This window comes from Pseudomonas sp., from assembly GCF_030150285.1.
Lineage (GTDB): Bacteria > Pseudomonadota > Gammaproteobacteria > Pseudomonadales > Pseudomonadaceae > Aquipseudomonas.
In genome coordinates, this window is record NZ_JASLGE010000093.1 from 1 (window position 1) to 21415 (window position 21415).

The following is a 21415-nucleotide window of genomic DNA, read 5'->3' on the forward strand; positions in this document are numbered from 1 at the left end:
GCGTCTCTCGTATTCCAAGGCATGATGGCTCTCCGGCGAAATAAGCTCGCCGAAAAGTGTCCACCATGTCCCCGTACACCCGTCAACCATGTGTCCGGTCTGTACAGCTTTTCAAAGTGGCACGGCGTAAGGCCGGAACCTTAAGTGGCCGTGACCGCGCAATGGATAGAATTGCTGCACGACAGCGTGGCGTCATTGAGCGTTTAAAAATCAAAAGATCGCGAGCAAGCTCGCTCCTACAGGTGAATGAAGGGCCCCCTTAAACCACGCTGGCCGAACACAGGTTTTGCGCAGTGGCACGGCAGTGGCCGTGACCGCAGCAATGGACGGGACGGCCCCTCCCTACATCCAGCCCAACCAGCTCCAGTAGGTCGCGCCGAACAGTAACATCAGCAGGTAACCCACCACCGTCACCACCAGCCCGACTTTGGCAAACTGCTTGGCAGTGAAGGTCTGGGTGCCCAGGCACACCATGTTTTGCGGGGCGTTGATGGGCAGGATAAAGCCGTAGCTGACCACAAACCCCAGCAACATGGTCATGCCCAGGCGGTTGAATTCACCGGGCAAGGTTTGCAGCACGGCAATCAGAATGGGCAGTAAGGCCGAGGTCAGCGCCGTGGCGCTGGCGAACCCCAGGTGGATGAGAATCAGAAACGCTCCCAGGATCGCAAAGATGCCCAGCGGCCCTACCTGGTCCAGCCCCGTGTTTTCAACGACTTGGCCGCCCAGCCATTGCCCGGCCTGGGTGGTGAGTAGCGCCGTGCCCAAGCTGATGCCCACCCCGAACACAATCACCGTGCCCCACGGAATGCGCGACTGCACATCTTTCCAGGTCATCACGCCGTAACGCGGCAACAGCAAAAACACCAGCCCGGCGTAGGTGGTGGAGGTGGTATCAAAGCTGTGCAATTTGCCTTCAGTGGCCCATGCCAATAACAAGGCGATGGAGACCATCATCAGGCGCTTTTGCGGGGCGGTCATGGGGCCGAGTTCGGCCAGGGATTTCTCCACCGCTTCTTTGCCGCCAGGAATGCTGTCACTTTCCGGCGGCAGCATTTTCAGCACCACAAACAGCAGCACCGCCGACATGATGATTGCCCACGGGGCCCCGGCGATCAGCCAGTCGAGCCAGTTCACGCGCTCACCGAGCATCTTGTCCATAAAGCCGACCGTCAGCAGGTTTTGCGCGGCGGCGGTCTGGATGCCGACGTTCCAGATGCTGGTGCCCTGGGCCACCACGATCATGATCCCGGCGGCGATGTTCGAGCGCTTGTCCACCCCGAACGCCAGAATCACCCCCATCATGATCGGCACCACGCAGGCGCTTCGGGCCGTGGCGCTGGGCACCACCAGGCTGAGCAGGATGGTCACGGCAATTGCGCCCAGCAGAATGCGCCGGGTGCTGGTGCCGATGCGCGACAGGGTGACCAGCGCAATACGCCGGTCCAGGCCGGTGTGGGTCATGGCGGCGGCAATAAACAGCGCACCGGCCACCAAGGCCAGGGCGGCATTGGAAAAGCCGGTCAAGGCCATCGTGATCCCGGCGTTGGTGCCGTAGATTTTCGACGGGTCCGCCAGGGTAGGCGCCATGCCAATCAAGAACGCCATCAGCGACGTAATCATGATCGCACTGGCTTCGTACGACACCGCCTCGGTGATCCACACCACCACGGCAAAGGCCAGAATGGCCAGCATGCGATGCCCCGCCACCGGCAAATCGGCGGGCAATGGCAACAGCAGCACGCCGACCATCACCAGCACCGCAATCACCAGGCCCAGGGGCAGTTTCATTTTCGCGGCAGACGGCTGCGGGGTGGTTGCAGGCGCACTCATGAACATCTCCTAATACTTGAAATCGCCTGCAGCATAGGTCAAGGACAGCGCTCTCGCGTTGATGCTTATCAGGTAGGCGCACGCTTGCGCCTACCGTTAGGTGGGTTTATTCGATTTTGTAGTGAAAGGTGTTGCGCACGCCCGGTACGGTCACGGCCTGGCCGTCGATAATGCGCGGTGCATAGCGAAATGTGGCGGCGGCCACGAGCGAAGGCCGGATCAACATCGGGTGGCAACTGCCCACCACTTTGGGGTTGTCGACTTTGCCTTGCGGGGTGACCGCGTATTCCACGGTGCAATCGCCCTGTATGCCTTTGTCCAACGCCCGCTGCGGGTATTCAGGGGCTTGTTTGCTGATGGGCTGATACTGGCGAATGTCCGCCGCAGCCGCCGCCTGCTGGGCGCGCTGCGCCGCGTCGGCCGCCGCCCGGGCCTGTTGCGCGGCGGCTGCAGCGGCCTGCTGGCGTTGTTCCTCGGCCTGTTCAGCGCGCTGGCGGGCCTGTTTCTGTTCCTCGATCTGTGCCTGTTTTTGCGCTTGCACGCGTTTATGCGCCAAGGCGGCCTGCTCCAGCTTTCGCGCCTGTATCTGCGGGTCTACCGTGGGTTTGACCACGTCAGGCGGCACCACCACCGGCGGTGGCGCAACCGCAGGCGCGGGCTCTGGAGCCGGCACCGCCAGCGGTTCGGCCGGTAGCATCACCAGGCGGGTGTGCAGGGTGGCGGGCACCGGCTCGGGGGCCGCTTGTTCCAGGCTCCAGCCCATGACCAAAAAGGCCACCACCGCGCCGTGCAAGGCCACGCTCACCGCCAGCGCCTGGCTGTTGTTCCACAGGGTGGCCCACGGCAAGGGCGCGGCGGTGTGCGGCAGCGCGCCGTGCATCAATGCCGTACTCATTGCGGGGCCTCCGTGACCAGGCCCAAGTGGGTCACGCCGCCTTGTTGCAAGGCCGCCATGGCCTTGACCACATTGCCGTAGCCCGCTTCATTGTCGGCTCGGATGTACACCTGGGTGTCGCCGTTTTGCGCCACCACCTGGCCGATTTTGCTTTGCAGTTCTTCAAGGCTGACGGCGCTGTCGGTCTGATTACGGGTGTCCAGTTCGCTGCCCAGGTTCCAGTAATAGCCGCCCTCGGCCTTGACCGACAGGGTGAGAATGTTCTGCTGACTGTCATTGCCCAAGGCTTCGCTGGCGACTTTGGGCAGTTCGATTTTCACCCCTTGGGTGAGCATCGGTGCGGTCACCATAAAAATCACCAGCAGCACCAGCATCACATCGATGTAGGGCACTACGTTCATTTCGGCCTTGGGCCCGTGTTTGCGCTGTGGTCGGACAAGCATGTTCACACTCCCTGTTTAAGCGACAGCCGCCATGCTGCGTGAGCCGAGATGCGAGGTGCGGTACAGGCGCATTTGCACTTCATTGCCCAGGCTGTAATAGCGGGTCAGCAGTGTTTGCCCGCGGGCAGAGAAGCGGTTGTAGGCAATCACTGCCGGTATCGCCGCGAACAGGCCGATGGCCGTGGCTATCAGCGCTTCGGCAATGCCGGGCGCGACCGTAGACAGCGTGGCCTGTTGCACCTGCGACAGGCCGATAAAGGAATTCATGATCCCCCACACGGTGCCGAACAGGCCGATGTAAGGGCTTACCGAGCCGACGGTGGCGAGAAATTGCAGGCCCTTTTCCAGGCGCACTTCCTGTTCGCTGATGGCCACGTACAGCGCCCGTTCCACGCCCTGCATCACGCCGTCGGCATCCACTCCCGGCTGCTGGCGCAGTTGGGCGTATTCGCTGTAAGCCGCTGCGAAAACGTGCTCGGCCCCGGCATCGGTGTGCGGCGTGTCGCGGCTTTCGCGGTACAGCGCATTCAACTCGGCCTGGTCGCGCAGTCGTTGGGTAAAACGGTCGATGTCGCGCTCGCTGCGGCGCAGAATCGCGCTGCGGCGCACGATCAAAAACCAGCTCAACAGCGAGGCCAACAGCAACGTCAGCATCACGCCCTTTACCAGCGGACTCGCGTCGCTGATCAGGCCCCAGAGGGTCATGTGTTCCATGGTTGCGTGCATGGTGCTACTCCGTGTTCAAGGCTGCGCCACACCCGGGGGTGGGCGCATGGAAGGATTCAAGTCGACGCAGATGACCGCGTCATGACGGCTTCAAGGCAATTTCAAGGCCTTGGCCACCTCGGTCCAGGGGATGTATTTGTAGTTCTGGCTGTGTTCGGGCATGCGTTTGCGGCCGTCTTGCACCACCAGCATGCCTTGGCTCCATGGCCCGCCGAGGTTGGCGGAGGTCACGTCGAGCCCGTCGGTTTCAGATGCGCCGTCAATCCCCGCGGCGGCATTCACCCCCACCCGGAACGCGCCGCGCAGGGCAAATGGCGGTGCAGCGTCCACCACCACATAGCTGTCGTTGCCCTGGCTGGAGATCACCAGGTAGTTGTCCTTGTCGGTCTGGTACAGGCCCATGCCTTCGATGTCGTCGTGTACCAGGCCGCCCACCTTGATCACGTTGGTGAGGGTCGCGGGTTGATCGGGCCGGGCATCCACCGCCCACACCGCGACATCTTCTTCACCGAGGAACAAGCGCTGGTTTCGGTCGTCGGCCACGCAGCCTTCAGGCTGGGTCGCTACCTTGAACTGGCGTACCAGTTCGCCTTGCACCTTGTCGCCCACGGCGAACAGGCGGTGCTGCAAGAAGGTGCCGTCCTTGTCGTTGGCGAAACTGTAAATGTCCCCCGACGGGGCCTTGAACAGGCACAGCCCGTAGATGTCGCTGACCGTGGTGGGCACTTCGCCCGCTTCGCGCACTTCGCCGCTGTCGCGGTCAATGCTGAAGATGCTCAGGCTGTTGTGATCGCGGTTGGTCGCGACGGCCAGGTCCACGGTGCGCCCGCCGAGGCTGAAGCCTGGCCGCACATCCACGTTGTTCAGGCGGCCCACCGGCAAATGCTGCACCCGGTGGCCCTGCAAGTCGTAGACTTCCAGCCCCGCGCGTTTATCGGTGCCCAATACCCGGCTGGCCGCCGGTGTGGTGGGGTGAACCCAAATCGCGGGGTCATCCGCCGCATCGCCCTGGCTGATCACCGGTTCGGTTTGCACCTGCGGCCTGACCACCGGCAATACTGCCGGTGTGGCCACCGGTGTGGCTGTCCAGTTCAGGCTGCCTTCAAACAGGCGACTGTTGTCACCGTCCTGCACCAGTAATTGCAGGCCCTGCGCGGTAGGGCGCAACGCCAGGTGCTCGGGCTCGACCACGCCCTTGAGTGGCAAAGTGGCGACGGCCGCCCAGCCTTTGCCCTGCTGTTGGTAGAGGTGCAACTGGGCCGCTTTCGGGTCCAGCCCCACCAGGCCGCCTGGCACCAGCGCCATGGCACCCGCCGCTTTTTTCAGATTGCCAAAGGGCTCAACCATCGCCACCGGCACGCGCCCGGCATCGGCCTCGGCGTGGGCGGGGTATGCCCACCAGCCGACGTTTTCTTCGTTGACGAACAGTTGCTGCGCCGCATCGTCGACCTGGCAGAACTCGGCGTCGGGGGGCAGTGGCAAACTGCGCACCCGCAGGGGTTCGTTCAAGCGCTGACCGTCAGCGGCCACCAGCCATTGTTCACCCTTACCCTCCTCGCCCACGGTAAACAGGTAAATATTGCTGGCTTCATCACGGTACAGACACACCCCCGTCACCGCGTAATCACGCCGGGGCACATACATCGGCGGCTGCCAGACATGGGTCTTGGGGTTGAGGCTGAACAGCGCCACTTGCTGCTTTTTTTCATCGCTGCTGGCCACCAGCACGTGATCGCCCAGCGCACGGCTGTCGAGGCCGGTGAACGAACCCGGCACCTGGCTCAGGGTTTTGCCGTGCGCATCCAGCAGCCGCACCCCTTCGCGGCGGCTCACGACCAGCCGTTCGTTGGCGCGGCTGTCGGGCAAGAAACCCAGCGCCTGGGCCTTGGTCGCCGCGAAGGGTTGCAGCGCCGGCGGGTTAACATCGGCGTACACGGCACCGGCGCTCAGGCAGGCCAGTAAGGGCAATACGCGGGTGTTGCGTTTAAACATGAAAGCCATGGGTCTACAGTCCGTTGAATGGGCCAATCTGTCGTCGCTGCCGCGCCCGCACGGTTCGCAGGGCGCTTGCACAAACGGGAGGTGCCGTCGCAGCGGTGCACCCGCCCTTCGCACCCGGCGGCAGCGACTACAGAGAACCTCTGCTGTTTTAGAAATGGGTGAATGTCAGGCCCAGCGAGTACGTCGGGCCGTAGGTTTCGTATTGGTTGTTGAAGTGGCGATTGCCGGTGTAGGTGAAGTACGGCTGGTCGGTCAGGTTTTGCGCGTCAAAGTTGACGTGCAGGTTTTTGGTCAGCGCGTAACGGGCGCTGAAGTCGACAAACGTTTGCGCATCGACATAGGTGTCGTGAGCCTTGTCGTTAATGCCGGCCAGCTCATACAGGTAATTGGACTTGTAGTTGGCGGACAGGCGCAGGCTTAGCGTGTCGTCTTCCCAGCCAAGCATCAGGTTGCCAACGGTGTTGGACTGGTTGGGCAAATCGATATCGCGCTTGAGGGTGCGCCCGGACGCGGCGTCGTACCCCTTAACGCTGGCGTTGGAGCGGCTAAAGGTGCTGTTCGCCCCCACAATCACGCCGTTCCAGGGCGCGGGCAGCCAATCGAATTTTTGTGAGTACGCCAGTTCCAGGCCATACAACGTGGCGCTGTCGCCGTTGGCGTAGGAATGCGCCTCGGTGAAATCGCGCCACATACCCGTGCCGGCCAGGTCGTTGTTGTAGACGAAGTTTTTGATGTCTTTGTAGAAGAGGAACGCCGAGACCGTGCCCGCGCGGCCCATAAAGTGCTCGATACCCACATCGAAGTTGCTCGACTCCAGCGGCTTGAGGTTGGGGTTACCGAACTCGGCTTTGTCATCCTCAATCACAAAACCCGGTGCCAATTGCCCGAATGTCGGGCGCACCACCGTGTTGGTCCAGGCAGCCCGCACTTGGGTGTTTTTTGCCAATTGGTAACGCGCATGCAGGCCCGGTAGCCAGTGCTGGTAATCGCGTTGGTTTTTTTGCGCTTCATACACGCCGTTGCGTATGCCCGTGCCCTTGGCATCAAATTCGGTGCCTTCGTAGCGCAGCCCGGTGATAAAGCGCCAGTCGTCGATGTCCACGGTATTCATCACGTACGAGGCGTTGATGTTTTCGTGCAGGGTGAAGTCATTTACCCGTGAGTCTTGCTCGTTGTAAAAGTCATTGCGGTTCAGCCCGCCCAGCAGGTCTTTGATCGCGCCTGGGCTGATGCCCGGGCCATAGCGCCCCACCGAGTAATCCAGCTCGCCTTTGCTGAACTGGCCCATGTTCAGTTGGTCATCGCTGAAGCCCAGTTTGGAAAAGTTCTTGTAGGTCCAGGCCTCGGTGTCGTTGTCCTTGCTGCGACGGCTGACTTTACCGCCGAACTTGAACTGCGAGGCATACCCGTCAACGTCGTAATCGCGCGCCAGGTCGAGGCGGATGTTCTTTTCTTTGTCGGTGGTGAGTTGTTTTTTCACGTCGACTTTGTCGAGGGTGAAGTTGGCGGGGTCATAGAAGCCCGCGCCGATGATTGGCCGGGGCTTCTCGGAGTCATACCAGCCGCTGTCGGGGAAGCTTGAGTTGCCTTTGAACGTTGCCCCGGCAATGCCCGCCGGGCTGTCTTCGCTGGACTCGCTGTAACCGGCCTGCCCGCTCACGGTCCATAGCCCCATCAGGCGTTCACCGCCAAACACGTAGGATTTGATCTCCTGGGTCTCGTCACGCTGTTTGAGTTTGCGCTTGGCCTTGGCCTTGCCCAACTCGCCCTCGGCTTGCGGGTTGGCGAACTCGATCGCGTCCGAATTGCGCACCTCGCTGTCTTTGAAACGGCTGTACAACGTGCGCAGGTAAAGGCGGGTGTCATCGTCGGGCTTGAAGTCGAAGTTCAGGCCACCGCCGGTGCGTTCACGGCGAATGTCGTACACGCGCTGCTCAAAACTGTTGAGCTTCGCGCCGTCGGTAAAGTCCCAGTCGCCGCTGGTTTCAACGTTGTCCGAACCGAAATCACGTTTGTTCCAGCTGAACGCGGCCGCAACGCCAAAGTTGTCGATGCCGTCGCCCAGGCTGAAGCGATCACTGACCGCGCCGGACAATTTGGGGCTGGTCTTGCCGGTGTGCTGGTTGTACCCGGCTTCGGTGGTGCCAGTGTAGAACAGCCCGTCATGGTCGAAGGCCGACAGGCTTTTTACATCAACCGTGCCGCCCAGCGAGTTGGCATCCATGTCCGGGGTCAGGGTTTTGATCACCGACAGCGACTGCACCAACTCGGAGGGCAACACATCGAGTGCCACGGCGCGGCGGGCGCTTTCAGGCGAGGGCACCAGCGTACCGTTGATGGTGACGCTGTTGAGGTCCGGCCCCAGGCCGCGCACGCTGACGAAGCGGCCTTCGCCCTGGTCGCGCTCGATACTGATGCCCGGCAAGCGCTGCACCGCCTCAGCCACGTTAACGTCCGGTAACTGCGCGACACCATCGGCGTGGACCACGCTTTCGATAGCGTCCGAGTTGCGCTGCTGCTTGAGGGCCTTGTCCAGGCTGGCGGCCTGGCCGACCACCTCAACGTGCTCCGTGACACTATTGGCCAAGGCCTCGGCGGCGCTCAGGCGCTCGCTGGCAATTGCCAGGGCCAAGGCGCTCACCGTAAAACCGACCCATTGTGCCGTGTTGCGACGTGTGTACATGTTTGTCCTCCCCCCAATGCTGCGACAGGTCAGGCAAATGGCCCGACAACATGGAAGCGAACGCTAGGGACGGGGAATGACAAAGCTGTGACAGTGTGGCGCGCCATGCCCCGAAATAGAGGGCTTTGGTGGCTATCGGGCGGGTAAATGAGCTGATTTGACCCCTGGGCTGCAGACGTGAACGGCCCCGTGATCCCTTGTTTGCGTGAAAGGCAGGCCCCGGTCGGCGGCCGGTTGCAACATTATCAACACCCCGCCTGAGCTGATTCGACCTGCGCAACCGGTCACACGGCTGTCACACACCTCTGGTGTGCTGGCCCGCATTCCGTTCTGGTAGCGCTGTCATGACCTGGTTAAACATCCTCAAGCACCATCGCTGGAAGCTCGCGCTGTTGTTACTGGCGAGCAATATCGGCCTGCTGTTGAACATTGCGTTCGGCAGGGTCAAAACCGTCAGTGAATGGCAATGGCTGGACATCACCGGCGAAGGTGGCACGGCGCTGTTTATTCTGCTGTGGCTGGTGCTGGTGCTCAAATGCCGCCCGGTGGGGCGCGTGACCAACTACTTCGCCATCGGCCTGAGTTGCCTGTTTTTTTCGTGGTGGATGGACGTGCTGGATGAGTTTTTTCGCCTGCCCAAACACATCGGCTGGGACCATTGGCTGGAGTCCGGGCCGATGCCGGTGGGCATGGTGCTGCTGACCATTGGCCTGTTCCACTGGCACCGCGAACAGCAGGCCATCAACCAGCAGTTGGAGAAGCGCGAACGGGTGTTTCGCGAACACCGGCTGTTCGACAAGCTGACCCCGCTGGGCGGTGCCGACTACCTGAAACGTCAGGTTCAGGATTGCCTGGTGCAAAGCCGCGAACAGCAGCAACCCCTGTCGTTGCTGGCGCTGGATATCGACGACTTTGCGGCGATTAATCAACACTACGGGCACGCGGAAGGCGACGCCGTGCTGCAGGCCCTCAGCCAATTGCTGCTGCTGAACCTGCGCCGTCACGACTTGCTCTGCCGGCTGGCCGGCGACCGTTTTGTGGTGGTGCTGCCCACCACCGGCGAAACCCAGGCCCGCTTGCTGGCCCTTGAACTGCAACAAGCGGTGCAGGGGCTGGCGCACAAAACCCGCCACCACGGCGAACGCGTGCACCTGGCGGCCAGCACGGCGGTGGTGATGGCCAACGATGAGCCTCCTGAAGCCTTGCTCAAACGCCTGAACCTGGCGCTGGCCCTCGCCAAGCCTCCCCGGAGCCAACGGGCATGACGCCGGCCAGTGACTGGTACGAAGCCGACCATCGTTTTATTCCCGGCCATTACCAGCCCGCCACGCTGATTGACCTGGCGTTATCCCGCGACATTGACAGCCATCGCCTGCTGCGCGGCACCGGCCTGTTTTACGAAGACATCACCGCCGGGCGCACTCGCCTTAGCCCGCAGCAGTTCTTTAGCCTGATCGACAACGCACAGCGCTTGTTGGGCGCGGATGACAGCAGTTTTCTGTTCGGCCAGCGCCTGTTGCCGGGGCATTACGGAGCCGCGAGCCACGCCCTGCAACACGCGCAAAACCTGCATCAGGCGCTGGACACGGTGACCCATCATCGCGCCCTGCTCAGCCCGTTGCTCACGCCCCGCCTGCTGGTGGATGACCACTACGCGTACGTGTATTGGCTGGACAGTTGCGGTGCCCAGGAACACCTGCGGTTTGTGCTGGAGGCCAGCATGACGGCGCTGATGGCAATGACCCAATGGCTCAGCGGCGAACGCCTGCCGTGGGAGTGCAGTTTCTGCCATGCGCAGCCGCGTTACGTGGAGCAATACTGGGTACACCTGGGGGAAAACACCCAGTTCGGCAGCCAGCTCGACCTGATGCGCATCCCTCGCGAATACCTGACGCGGGCCTGGCCCAATGCGTCGGCCACCGCCCGCCAGGTGGCGCTGCAAGATGCGCAGGCGCAACTGCACAGCTTGGGGGTGCGCGCCAGCTTGCTTGATCGTCTGTATGTGTACCTGCGCAACCATGCCCAGCACGCGCCGAGCCTGGAACAGACAGCCCAGCATTTTGCGATGAGCCAGGCCACCCTCAAGCGCAAGCTGAGCAAACACGGCACCCACTTCCAGGCCCAGCAGGATCAGGCGCGCAAACACATGGCGCTGTACCTGTACCAGATCAAGGGGTTGAGCCACGAAGCCGTGGCCGAGCACCTGAACTTCAGCGACCCGGCCAACTTTCGCCGCGCCCTCAAACGCTGGACCGGCTGCACACCCAACCTGATCCGCCAGTTTTTGAACGTGTGATACGTGGGACAGGGACCGTAGGATCAGCCGGTCGACGCTCGATTGCTCGCGATCTTTTGATCTTTAAAAGCTTCGGCCTATCCATTGCTGCGGTCACGGCCACTTAAGGTTCCGGCTTTACGCCGTGGGCCGCCGCGATCAGCCAGCGTGGTTTAAGGGGACCCTTTTAGATCAAAAGCCAGATCAAAAGATCACGAGCAAGCTCGTTCCTACAAACGCTGCCATCCGTGATCCGTAGGGGGGGGTAGGGGTTATTGCGCCAGTGCGCGCAGTTTGGCCAGTTCTTCTGCGCTCAATGGGATGCCAGCTTCCTCGGATTTGGCACGCGCGATAAAGCGTCGGTCACCGGGCATGCGTTCAAGGCCGACCGCGTGCATCTGGCGCACCAGTTCCGCGCTGCGTTGGGCAAAGCCGTTGCCCCCGGATTTGCTCGGGTCGATCACAATCAGCAGTTGGCCCGTCCACGGGGTTTGTGCGCCCGGGTGCTGTGACCAGTCGAATTCGAACGAAAAATTACCCCCCGTAAGCGCTGCCGCCAGCAGTTCCACCATCATGGAGAGCGCCGAGCCCTTGTGCCCGCCAAACGGCAGCAAGGCACCGCCGTCGAGAATGTCTTTCGGATTTTCGGTCGGGGCACCGTGTTTATCAACGCCCATGCCCGCGGGCAAGGTATGCCCTTGGCGGGCGGCAATTTGTACATCACCGTGGGCAATGGCGCTGGTGGCCAGGTCGAACACGATGGGTGGCCCGTCCGCACGCGGCGCGGCAAAGGCAATGGGGTTGGTGCCAAACAGCGGCTTGTGCGCGCCGTGGGGCACCACGCAGGTCATGCTGTTAACCACGCTCAACGCCACCAGGCCTTCTTGCGCAAAAGGTTCGACGTCGGGCCATAACGCCGCAAAGTGGTGCGAATTGCGAATAGCCAGTACGGCAATCCCGGCACTGCGCGCCTTGTCCACCAGCAACGTGCGGGCCGCTGCCAAAGCGGGTTGGGCAAAGCCGTTGGCCGCATCCACCCGGATAAAACCGGACGCTACGTCTTCCACCACCGGCACCGCCCGGCCATCGACCCACTGGCTGGCCAGCGACGACAGATACCCGGGAATGCGGAACACGCCATGACTGAAGGACCCGTCGCGCTGCGCCCGGGCGCAGTTGTCCGCCAACACCTGCGCCACGTCTGTCGAGGTGCCATGGCGTTCAAAGATCTGCTGCAACAGGGTGGTCAATTCGCTAAGGGTCAGCGACGGCGTGGAAGTAGCGGGTTGGGACATTCTGGCGCTCCAGTCGAATTATTTTTATAGGCGTGCAATGGCGGGGCCAACTATCCGACGATGACAGTTATCTGTCAATTGTTGACTTAATGACAGAAAACCTTCACTTTCTGCAACGCGCTGAAACAAGAACAGGAAAGCAGCCGTGAGCCCGTCCATCAAACAACGCCTTGAGAGCAGTCTGTCGACCGCCGCGCCTTCGGGCCGGGCGATTGCCAGCTATATGCTGGCCAACCTCTACGAACTGCCGTTTCAGACCGCCGCCGACATCGCCAACAAACTGGGTGTCAGCGAGTCCAGTGTCGGCCGTTTTTGCCGTGCCCTGGGGTACAGCCATTTCAAGGACCTGAAAAACGACCTTAAAGATGACCTCGGCGATGGTCCATGGCTGGTGGGTGATCGCTTGCAAGAGTTCCGCCAGCAATCAAGCCAGAGCCCGCAGGCCTTGCCCCGCAGCTTTGAGTTGGAAGTCGCGGCGCTGGTGAAGGTGTATGAACACAGCCTGACCCCCGCGTGGCAAACCGTCAGTCAGCGCCTGGCCACCCGGCGCAAGGTGTTTGTGGCGGGCTTTCAGACCGAGCGCGGCATCGCCGCGTCCATGGTGCATTTGCTGCAATACCTGCGCGATGGCGTGCAATCGGTGGACGGTGCCGCCGGGCATTACGCCGACGTACTGCTGTGCCCCCCTGAGGACTGCGCGCTGGTGGTGTTCGAAGCCCGCCGTTACTCGCGCCACGCCCAGCAACTGTGCCGCAAGGCCCGTGAAGCCGGCATTGCGGTCACGCTGATTACCGATACGTTCTGCGACTGGGCCGACACACACGCCGATGAAGTGTTCCGCGTGCCCACCGAATTCAACCTGTTCTGGGAATCCACGGCCGCGATGCTGTCGCTGGTGCACCTGCTGATCAACGAAGTGTGCAAACAACTGGGACCGGACGTCGAAAAGCGTCTCGAGGCAACCGCGGCCTTACACAATGAGTTCGTGGGTTACACATCCTCACCCGGATCAAAACAATAAACGAGGTGTTAGATGAAAAACGTCATTCGCTTTGCCAGTGCCTGCGCACTGCTGGTCGCCGTGGCTACCCACGCACAGGCCGACACACTGACCATCGCCACCGAGGGGGCATACCCTCCGTTTAACACCACCAACTCGGACGGTACGGTGTCGGGCTTCGACGTCGATATCAGCAAAGCCCTGTGCGAACGCATGCAGGCTAAGTGCAAGATTGTTGCTCAGGATTGGGACGGAATCATTCCTGGCCTGATGGCGAAAAAATACGACGCCATCGTGGCTTCGATGATCGTGACCGATGAGCGCAAGAAAAAAATCGCCTTCACCAACCGCTACTACCGCACGCCGCTGTCCATTGCCGTGCCTAAAGATTCTGACATCACCGATGCCCAAACCAACTTCAAGGGCCGCACCATTGGCGCTCAAGGGGCTGCGACCCAAGGCATTTACGCAGAAGATCACTACGAGACAGCCGGTGCCAAACTTAACCTGTACCCAACGCTGGACGAGGCCAATGCCGAGTTGAAGACCGGCCGTGTTGAGGCCGTCATCGCCGACAAGTTCCCGCTGCTGGAATGGGTCAACAAACACAGCGACGGCTGCTGCAAGATCATCGGTGACGTCGACGGTACTTACGCTGACGCCGCCATTGCCGTGCGCAAAAAGGACAACGCCCTGCGCGAGCGTTTCAACAAGGCACTGGACGAAATCGTGGCCGACGGCACCTATAAAAAGATCTCCGACCAGTACTTCGACTTCGATATCTACTAAGTCTTTTGCCCTCGCTTGAGGGCCTCCCTGCCAACCACCCTGCCCTGCGCACCGACCGTGCGCAGCGGCGGTTATCGACCCAATTTTGTCCGGGGATTCGAGCATGCTCGATCAACTTTCACTGCTTTCTTTCGCCAGTGGCGGCTGGGGCTCGGCGTTACTGGCCGGCGCACTGGTGACCATTGCCCTGGCCCTGAGCTGCTTGCCCATCGGTTTGCCACTGGGGCTGCTGGTGGCGGTCGCCGCCCGCTCGAAGAACCGCTGGATGCGTGCTTGGGCGACCACCTTTTCGACAGTCTTTCGCGGCCTGCCGGAATTGCTGACGCTGCTGATTATTTATTACGGCTGCCAGATCGCCGCGCAAAAAATCCTCGCGATGATGGGTTACGACGAACAAGTCACGATCAACACCTTCGTGGCCGCAATGGCGGCATTCAGCCTGGTGTTTGCCGCGTTTTCCAGCGAGATCTGGCTGGGGGCGTTTAAAACCATTCCCAAGGGCCAGTTTGAAGCCGCTTCGGCACTGGGCCTGTCCCGGTTCACCACCTTTCGCAAGGTCGTGCTGCCACAACTGGCGCGCATCGCCCTGCCCGGCCTGTCGAACAACTGGCTGTCGCTGCTCAAAGACACCTCCCTGGTGTCGACCATTTCACTGGTTGACCTGATGCGCCAAACCAACCTGGCGGTCAGCGTGACCAAAGAGCCGATGCTGTTTTACACCGTCGCCTGCCTCGGCTACCTGTTTTTCTCGGCAATTTCCGGGCGCCTGTTTGCCTTCCTGGAACGCTACTTCAGCCGCCATCAACGGAGCGCGCGCCCATGAGCCTGGTTGAACTGCAAGACATGTTCCTCAACCCCGACCTGCTGGAACGGTACGGCCCACGTTTTATCGATGGGTTGCTGGTGACCGCCAAACTGGTGGCCATTTCGTTCACCCTTGGCGCGCTGCTGGGCTTGCTGATTGCCTTGGGCCGCCTGTCCAACAACGGCTTTGTGCGCCGCTTCACCGGTGCCTACGTGTACTTCTTTCGCGGCTCACCGCTGCTGGCCCAACTGTTTCTGCTGTATTACGGCTTGGGGTCGTTCAAGGAATTCTGGCAAGACGTTGGCCTGTGGTGGTTTTTCCGCGAAGCGTGGTTCTGCACCCTGCTGGCGTTCACCCTCAACACGGCGGCGTACCAGGCCGAGATCCTGCGCGGCAGCATCCTGGCCGTGGCCCAGGGCCAACGCGAAGCCTGCAAGGCCCTGAACCTCTCGCGCTGGACCACGTTTCGCAAAATCGTGTTACCGCAATCACTGCTGGTGGCCATCGGCCCACTGGGCAACGAACTGATCCTGATGATCAAAGCCAGTGCCATTGCGTCCCTGGTGACCATTTATGACCTGATGGGCGTGACCAAAATGGCGTTCTCCCGCAGCTTCGACTTCCAGGTCTACCTGTGGGCCGCCGTGTTGTACCTGCTGATCGTGGAGATCGTGCGGCGCAGCCTGAAACTGATCGAAAGCCGTCTCGGCCGCCACTTGCAGTAAGCCCATTGTTCGGGCTGCCCACACGGCCCCTGTTTTAAGGATTTGTTTATGCATTGCGACACTATCGTTCTGGGAGCCGGCATCGTCGGCGTCAGCACCGCGTTGCAACTTCAGGCCCGTGGCCGCGACGTGGTGCTGGTTGACCGCACCCAGCCGGGCAACGGCACCAGCCACGGCAACGCCGGCCTGATTGAGCGCGCCAGCGTTATCCCTTACTCGTTCCCGCGCGAAATCTCACGCTTGCTGCGCTATGGCCTGAACCAGCAACCGGATGTGCGCTACAGCCTCAAGCACCTGCCCAAAGCCGGGGCCTGGCTGATGAAATATTGGCAACAATCGGGCAGCGCCGGGCTGGCCAAAGCTACCCAGGCCATGCTGCCGCTGATTGAACGGTGTGTGACCGAACACGACTTGCTGGCGGAACCGGCCGGCATGCTCAGCCTGATTCGCGACAGCGGCTGGATTGAGGTGTACCGCACCCCGGCCGATTTCGCCAAGGCCCAACGCGATGCCCAGGCCCTGCACGCGTTCAAGCTCAACTACACCGTGCTCGATGCGCAGCAAGTGCACGCGCTGGAGCCAGGCCTGCACGCCGATGTGATCGGCGGCATTCACTGGCTGGACCCCAAAACCGTGACCGACCCGGGCGGCCTGACCCGGGGCTATACCGCGCTGTTTATCAAACGCGGCGGCACCTTTGTGATCGGCGATGCCACCCGCCTGCGCGCCAGCGCCGGGCAATGGCAGGTCGACAGCGAACAAGGGCTGATTATCGGCAACGAAGCCGTGGTGGCCCTCGGCCCGCAGGCGCGCGCGATTTTTGAGCCGTTGGGTTATCGGATCCCGCTGGCGATCAAGCGTGGCTACCACATGCACTACGCCGCCAAAGACGGCCACACCATGCAGCACCCGATTCTCGATTCAGTGGGCGGCTATGTACTGGCACCGATGGTTGGCGGTATTCGCCTGACTACCGGTATCGAATTTGCTGACTGCGATGACCCGATCAACGAAATCCAGTTGCGCCGTTGTGAAGCCCGCGCCCAGCGCCTGTACCCGCTGGGTGAGCGGGTGGATGCCGAGCCGTGGCTGGGCCGCCGCCCGTGCCTGCCGGACATGTGCCCGGTGATTGGCCCGGCCAGCCGCCACAAGGGCTTGTGGTTCAACTTTGGCCACGCCCACCACGGCCTGACGCTGGGCCCGGTGAGCGGCCGGTTACTGGCCGAAATGATGACCGGAGCCGCACCGTTTACCGATCCGGCCCCTTACAGCGCCGAGCGCTTTCACTGATCACGGGAGACACACCATGCACGCACACCCTCACTACGTTCATACCCCTGCGTCGCCAGCCACTGACCCCCGCAAGGTGGTGGTGGACATCAGTGGCCTGAACAAGTACTACAGCGCGTTCCACGTGCTCAAGGGCATCGACCTCACAGTGCGCGAAGGCGAACGTATCGTGCTGTGCGGGCCTTCCGGTTCGGGCAAATCGACGCTGATCCGCTGCATCAACCGCCTGGAAATCGCGGAACAGGGCACCATTCTGGTCAACAACACCGACCTGGCCCACACCAGCCGAGAAGCGGCGCAAGTGCGCAGCGAAATCGGCATGGTGTTCCAGCATTTCAACCTGTTCCCGCACATGAGCGTGCTCGACAACTGCATCCTTGCGCCCATGTCCGTGCGGGGCCTGACGCGTAAAAAGGCGGTGGAACTGGCCCAGCATTTTCTAAACAAAGTAGGCATCGCCAGCCAGGCAGACAAATACCCGAGCCAACTGTCGGGTGGCCAGCAACAGCGCGTGGCGATTGCGCGGGCGCTGTGCATGGAACCGAAAATCATGTTGTTTGACGAACCGACATCGGCCCTGGACCCGGAAATGGTCAGCGAAGTGCTGGACGTGATGGTTAACCTGGCGGGCAGCGGCATGACCATGCTGTGCGTGACCCATGAAATGGGGTTTGCCCGTCAAGTGGCCGAGCGGGTGTTGTTTCTGGATGGCGGCATGATCATCGAAGACTCGCCGCCCGAAGACTTCTTCAACGCCCCGAAAAGCCCGCGGGCCAAAGCGTTTCTTGCGCAGATCGTGCATTGATCGGAGGCACCAACACCCTGTAGTCGTTGACGAGCCTTGCGAGGCTACGTCAGGCGGCGAAGCCGTCGTAAAGCCAGGCAACGCGGTGTGCCTGTTAGACCCGGGATTCAGGCTTTACGATCGCTACACAATCGATCGCAGCCTCGTTCCTTCGGCAACACCCTCGCGGGTTACAGCTCTGCCGCCAGGCGTGAGCCTTGGTTGATGGCGCGCTTGGCGTCCAGTTCAGCCGCTACATCCGCCCCTCCGATCAGGTGTACGCTCTGCCCCGCCGCCACCAGCCCGACCTGCAATTCGCGCAGCGGGTCCTGCCCTGCGCAAATAACGATGTTGTCCACCGCCACAACCTGCGGTTCGCCTTCGCCAATACGAATATGCAGGCCCGCATCGTCGATGTTCAGGTAGTCAACGCTGTTGAGCATCTGCACCTGTTTGTTCTTCAACCCGGCACGGTGGATCCAGCCGGTGGTTTTGCCCAGGCCGTCGCCCACTTTGGTTTTTTTACGTTGCAGCAAAAAGACTTGCCGGGCCGGGGCCTGTACGTCGGGTTTGATGCACGCCACGCCGCCTCGGGCTTCCAGTCGGGTGTCGATGCCCCACTCCTTCCAGAACGCTTCGCGATCCTGGCTCGTGGCAACGCCTTGGTGCACCAGAAACTCAGACACATCAAAACCAATGCCGCCCGCACCGATCACTGCCACCTTGGCACCGACCGGTTTGCGCTCAAGGATTACGTCCAGGTAGCTCAGCACTTTAGGGTGTTCAATGCCGGGAATCGCGGGCAGGCGCGGAGCAATGCCGGTGGCCAGAATGATCTCGTCAAAGTGGCCGGCGAGCAGTTGCTCAACGCTTACGCGGGTGTTCAGGCGCAGGTCGACGCCGGTGGTCTGCAGCTTGCGCGCGAAATAGCGCAAGGTTTCGAAAAACTCTTCTTTGCCCGGCACGCGTTTGGCCACGTTGAATTGCCCGCCGATTTCGCTGGCAGACTCAAACAGCGTGACGTGATGCCCGCGCTCGGCAGCCACGGTCGCGGCCGACAGCCCCGCAGGCCCGGCACCGACCACGGCGATGCGCTTGGGCTCCAGCGCAGGCAGGTAGTTGAGTTCGGTTTCGTGGCAGGCACGCGGGTTGACCAGGCAACTGGTCAACTTGCCGCTAAAGGTATGGTCCAGACACGCCTGATTGCAGCCGATGCAGGTGTTGATTTCATCGCTGCGCCCAGCGGCGGCCTTGTTGACGAAATCCGGGTCAGCCAGGAATGGACGCGCCATCGACACCATGTCGGCGTCGCCTTCAGCCAGAATGTGCTCGGCAATCTCGGGAGTGTTGATGCGGTTGGTGGTAATCAGCGGCACGTTGACCGCCCCCCGCAATTTGGCGGTGACCTTGCTGAAAGCGCCGCGTGGCACTTTGGTGGCGATGGTCGGGATACGCGCTTCGTGCCAGCCGATTCCGGTGTTAATCAGGGTGGCTCCAGCCTGCTCGATCGCCTGGGCCAATTGCACGATCTCTTCCCAGACGCTGCCCCCTGCCACCAGGTCCAGCATGGACAGGCGGAAGATGATGATGAAGTGGGGCCCCACCGCTTCACGCACTCGGCGCACGATTTCAACGGCCAGGCGCATGCGGTTTTCGTAGCAGCCGCCCCAGCGGTCGGTGCGTTGGTTGGTCTGGGCCGCCAGAAACTGGTTAATCAGGTAGCCTTCCGAGCCCATGATTTCAACGCCGTCGTACCCTGCACCCTGCGCCAGCCGGGCACAGGTGACGAAGTCGCTGATCTGCTTTTCGATGCCGTCTTCGTCCAGTGCTTTAGGCGTAAACGGGTTAATCGGTGCCTGGATGGCGCTGGGGGCCACTTGCCGTGGGCTGTAGGCGTAACGGCCCGCGTGGAGGATTTGCAGGCAGATCTTGCCTCCCGCTTCATGCACCGCCCGGGTCACGACCTCGTGTTGTTGCGCCTCTTCAGGCGTGCTCAACTTGGCCGCGCCGCTGTACACGCCGCCTTCATCGTTGGGCGCAATGCCACCCGTTACGATCAGGCCAACGCCGCCCCGGGCCCGCTCGGCAAAGTAGGCGGCCATGCGCTCAAAGCCACCGGGTTTTTCTTCCAGCCCGGTGTGCATTGAGCCCATCAGGGTGCGGTTGCGCAACGTGGTAAAGCCCAGGTCCAGCGGGGCCAGTAAATGCGGGTAATGAGGGGCGGTCATCGGCAAACTCCACAACGGACAGGTTCACGGAACGCGGGATGCTCTGCGGCTCCCATCGTTGAATGTGAGGCACAGTAAAGACTGTGCAGCCCTCGCTCAATGCCCCAAAGTGACAAAGGGCTAACCCGAATGAACAGCCCGCACTACGCGTGACACCCCGTCCAACCCATACGCTTTGAACGCGTGCGCGTTCGGGGGCATGGGCCTGAAGGGCGCGCGCAACAGGTAAAAGCCTACGCTGAGCCGCCCTCGGACCCAGGAAGGCTTTTTTGCGTCAGATGCCCTGGTCCACCGCTCAAGCGCAAGAAATTCAAGCACTCCCCCACCGATTCCCTTTATCCTCGGCCCAGACACTGAAACCGGGACGTTTCGGGGCATGGCCCAGGCCAGCCCACCGCTGACCTCCCCTGCGTCATGGCGGGTACTGGATGCCCCTCTACGACGCCCCACAACGATCATTCGACAGACCTCAAACGATGAACTTTGCTGACCGCTATTGCTCTATTTCCCATGCGTAAATTAATCGGCTGTACCCTGCTTATCGCCTTGATCGCCGCTGCCGGTGGTTATGGTTTCTGGGCCTCACAACGTGACGTCGGTCATTACCTGTCCGACCTGAGTGTCGAAGTCGCTATCAACGAAGGCGTCGATCAGGGCCGCGGCAACCTGCTGGGCATCGAGCCCCAACTGTCCCCGCGCGATTATCAGAGCCTGGCGCTGGTGCGTCTGAAGCTCGATGCCTATTTAAGTAAAGCCCGCGACGAAGGCTTGCTCAACGACAAGACAGTGGTGGTATTGCCTGAGCACGTAGGCACCTGGCTGATGTTTCGCGGCGAAAAAAATGAGCTATACCAAGCGGCCAACCTGCAGGAGGCCATGCGCTGGCTGACACTGAGCAACCCGCTGGATTTTGCCAAGGCCTGGCTGCGGGCCGATGGCGAAAGCCGCCTCAATGATGCCCATGTGCGCATGAAGGCACCCAGCATGGCCCGCGATTACCAACGGCTGTTTGGCGGGCTGGCCAAAGACTACGGTGTAACGCTGGTGGCGGGCAGTATCGCCTTGCCCGACCCGCGTATCGAAGACGGGCACTTGCGCCCCGGTAAAGGCCCACTGTTTAACAGCAGCATCGTGTTCGGCCAGGACGGTGCGCCGCTGGGCCCCCTGCAACGCCAGTTACTGCCCACTTACGAAGAGCAAAGCTACATCCAGCCAAGCCCCGACCATCAACTGAATGTCATCGACACCCCGGCGGGCCGACTGGGGATACTGATCGGCAGCGACAGTTGGTACCCCGAGCACTACCGCACCCTCAATGAGCAAGGCGCGCAGTTGATTGCGGTGCCGGCGTTTATAGTGGGCAAGGACACCTGGGAACAACCTTGGGGCGGCTACAAGAGCGTGTCGACTCCGAGCGAAGTCAGCCTCAAACCCGGTGAAGTCAGCGAAGGCGAAGCCTGGCACCGCCTGACGCTGACCAGCAGCGTGCCGAGCAGCACGGCCGAAGCCGGGGTGACGGTGTTTATGCGCGGTGCGTTCTGGGATAAACGCAGTGCCGGGCAAGGCTTTATCAGCCACAACGGCCAGACCAGCGCCGACCAGCCCACCCACGGTGCCCGCATGCTGAACCTGTGGCTGTAAGC

17 protein-coding genes are annotated in these 21415 nt (G+C 61.6%); 9 read left to right on the forward strand and 8 right to left on the reverse strand.

Annotated elements, in window-relative coordinates; all coding sequences use genetic code 11:
* Window positions 1–342: 342 nt before the first annotated feature.
* From Q1W15_RS21755 to Q1W15_RS21780, 6 genes are all read right to left on the reverse strand, one after another.
* On the reverse strand, window positions 343–1833 hold the full coding sequence (locus Q1W15_RS21755) for a DASS family sodium-coupled anion symporter (protein WP_300732279.1): 1491 nt from the start codon (window positions 1831–1833) through the stop codon (window positions 343–345).
* Window positions 1834–1939: 106 nt separating this feature from the next.
* Window positions 1940–2713: an energy transducer TonB gene (locus Q1W15_RS21760; RefSeq protein WP_300732343.1), complete on the reverse strand. Its 774-nt coding sequence runs from the start codon at window positions 2711–2713 to the stop codon at window positions 1940–1942.
* A gap of 11 nt (window positions 2714–2724) precedes the next feature.
* Window positions 2725–3171 (reverse strand): protein TolR, encoded by a 447-nt coding sequence (tolR, locus tag Q1W15_RS21765; protein WP_300732282.1) that lies wholly within the window; start codon window positions 3169–3171, stop codon window positions 2725–2727.
* Window positions 3172–3186: 15 nt separating this feature from the next.
* Complete coding sequence (gene tolQ / locus Q1W15_RS21770) at window positions 3187–3897, reverse strand: protein TolQ (RefSeq protein WP_300732285.1); 711 nt, start codon at window positions 3895–3897, stop codon at window positions 3187–3189.
* 90 nt (window positions 3898–3987) lie between these two features.
* Window positions 3988–5898 (reverse strand): phytase, encoded by a 1911-nt coding sequence (locus Q1W15_RS21775; RefSeq protein WP_300732288.1) that lies wholly within the window; start codon window positions 5896–5898, stop codon window positions 3988–3990.
* 148 nt (window positions 5899–6046) lie between these two features.
* Entirely contained in the window at window positions 6047–8581 is a 2535-nt protein-coding gene (locus tag Q1W15_RS21780; protein ID WP_300732291.1) for a TonB-dependent receptor, read from the reverse strand.
* Window positions 8582–8925: 344 nt separating this feature from the next.
* Between Q1W15_RS21780 and Q1W15_RS21785 the strand changes: the two genes are divergently transcribed.
* The gene (locus Q1W15_RS21785; protein ID WP_300732294.1) at window positions 8926–9846 is read left to right on the forward strand and encodes a GGDEF domain-containing protein; all 921 of its coding nucleotides are present in this window, start codon (window positions 8926–8928) and stop codon (window positions 9844–9846) included.
* Complete coding sequence (locus Q1W15_RS21790) at window positions 9843–10877, forward strand: AraC family transcriptional regulator (protein ID WP_300732297.1); 1035 nt, start codon at window positions 9843–9845, stop codon at window positions 10875–10877. Before Q1W15_RS21785 ends, Q1W15_RS21790 begins: the two co-directional genes overlap by 4 nt.
* A gap of 251 nt (window positions 10878–11128) precedes the next feature.
* Here the strand turns inward: Q1W15_RS21790 and Q1W15_RS21795 are convergent, their stop codons facing one another.
* On the reverse strand, window positions 11129–12151 hold the full coding sequence (locus Q1W15_RS21795) for an Ldh family oxidoreductase (protein ID WP_300732300.1): 1023 nt from the start codon (window positions 12149–12151) through the stop codon (window positions 11129–11131).
* Window positions 12152–12296: 145 nt separating this feature from the next.
* Here Q1W15_RS21795 and Q1W15_RS21800 point away from each other — a divergent pair, with 145 nt between their 5' ends.
* The 6 genes from Q1W15_RS21800 (at window position 12297) to Q1W15_RS21825 (ending at window position 17565) form a co-directional block, all read left to right on the forward strand.
* Window positions 12297–13172, forward strand: a complete 876-nt coding sequence (locus Q1W15_RS21800; protein ID WP_300732302.1) for a MurR/RpiR family transcriptional regulator — start codon at window positions 12297–12299, stop codon at window positions 13170–13172.
* A gap of 12 nt (window positions 13173–13184) precedes the next feature.
* Entirely contained in the window at window positions 13185–13940 is a 756-nt protein-coding gene (locus tag Q1W15_RS21805; protein WP_300732305.1) for a transporter substrate-binding domain-containing protein, read from the forward strand.
* Window positions 13941–14043: 103 nt separating this feature from the next.
* Window positions 14044–14763 carry an ABC transporter permease subunit gene (locus tag Q1W15_RS21810; RefSeq protein WP_300732308.1) on the forward strand — a complete coding sequence of 240 codons (720 nt, stop codon included), beginning with the start codon at window positions 14044–14046 and terminating at the stop codon, window positions 14761–14763.
* Entirely contained in the window at window positions 14760–15470 is a 711-nt protein-coding gene (locus Q1W15_RS21815; protein WP_300732311.1) for an ABC transporter permease subunit, read from the forward strand. The genes Q1W15_RS21810 and Q1W15_RS21815 overlap by 4 nt, the downstream gene beginning before the upstream one ends.
* A gap of 48 nt (window positions 15471–15518) precedes the next feature.
* Window positions 15519–16760: an FAD-binding oxidoreductase gene (locus tag Q1W15_RS21820; RefSeq protein ID WP_300732314.1), complete on the forward strand. Its 1242-nt coding sequence runs from the start codon at window positions 15519–15521 to the stop codon at window positions 16758–16760.
* Between the two features lie 16 nt (window positions 16761–16776).
* The gene (locus tag Q1W15_RS21825) at window positions 16777–17565 is read left to right on the forward strand and encodes an amino acid ABC transporter ATP-binding protein (protein WP_300732317.1); all 789 of its coding nucleotides are present in this window, start codon (window positions 16777–16779) and stop codon (window positions 17563–17565) included.
* Between the two features lie 170 nt (window positions 17566–17735).
* Here Q1W15_RS21825 and Q1W15_RS21830 read toward each other — a convergent pair whose 3' ends face one another.
* Window positions 17736–19772 carry an NADPH-dependent 2,4-dienoyl-CoA reductase gene (locus Q1W15_RS21830; RefSeq protein WP_300732324.1) on the reverse strand — a complete coding sequence of 679 codons (2037 nt, stop codon included), beginning with the start codon at window positions 19770–19772 and terminating at the stop codon, window positions 17736–17738.
* A gap of 510 nt (window positions 19773–20282) precedes the next feature.
* Between Q1W15_RS21830 and Q1W15_RS21835 the strand changes: the two genes are divergently transcribed.
* Window positions 20283–21413 carry a carbon-nitrogen hydrolase family protein gene (locus Q1W15_RS21835; protein ID WP_300732326.1) on the forward strand — a complete coding sequence of 377 codons (1131 nt, stop codon included), beginning with the start codon at window positions 20283–20285 and terminating at the stop codon, window positions 21411–21413.
* The last annotated feature ends 2 nt before the right edge of the window (window positions 21414–21415 follow it).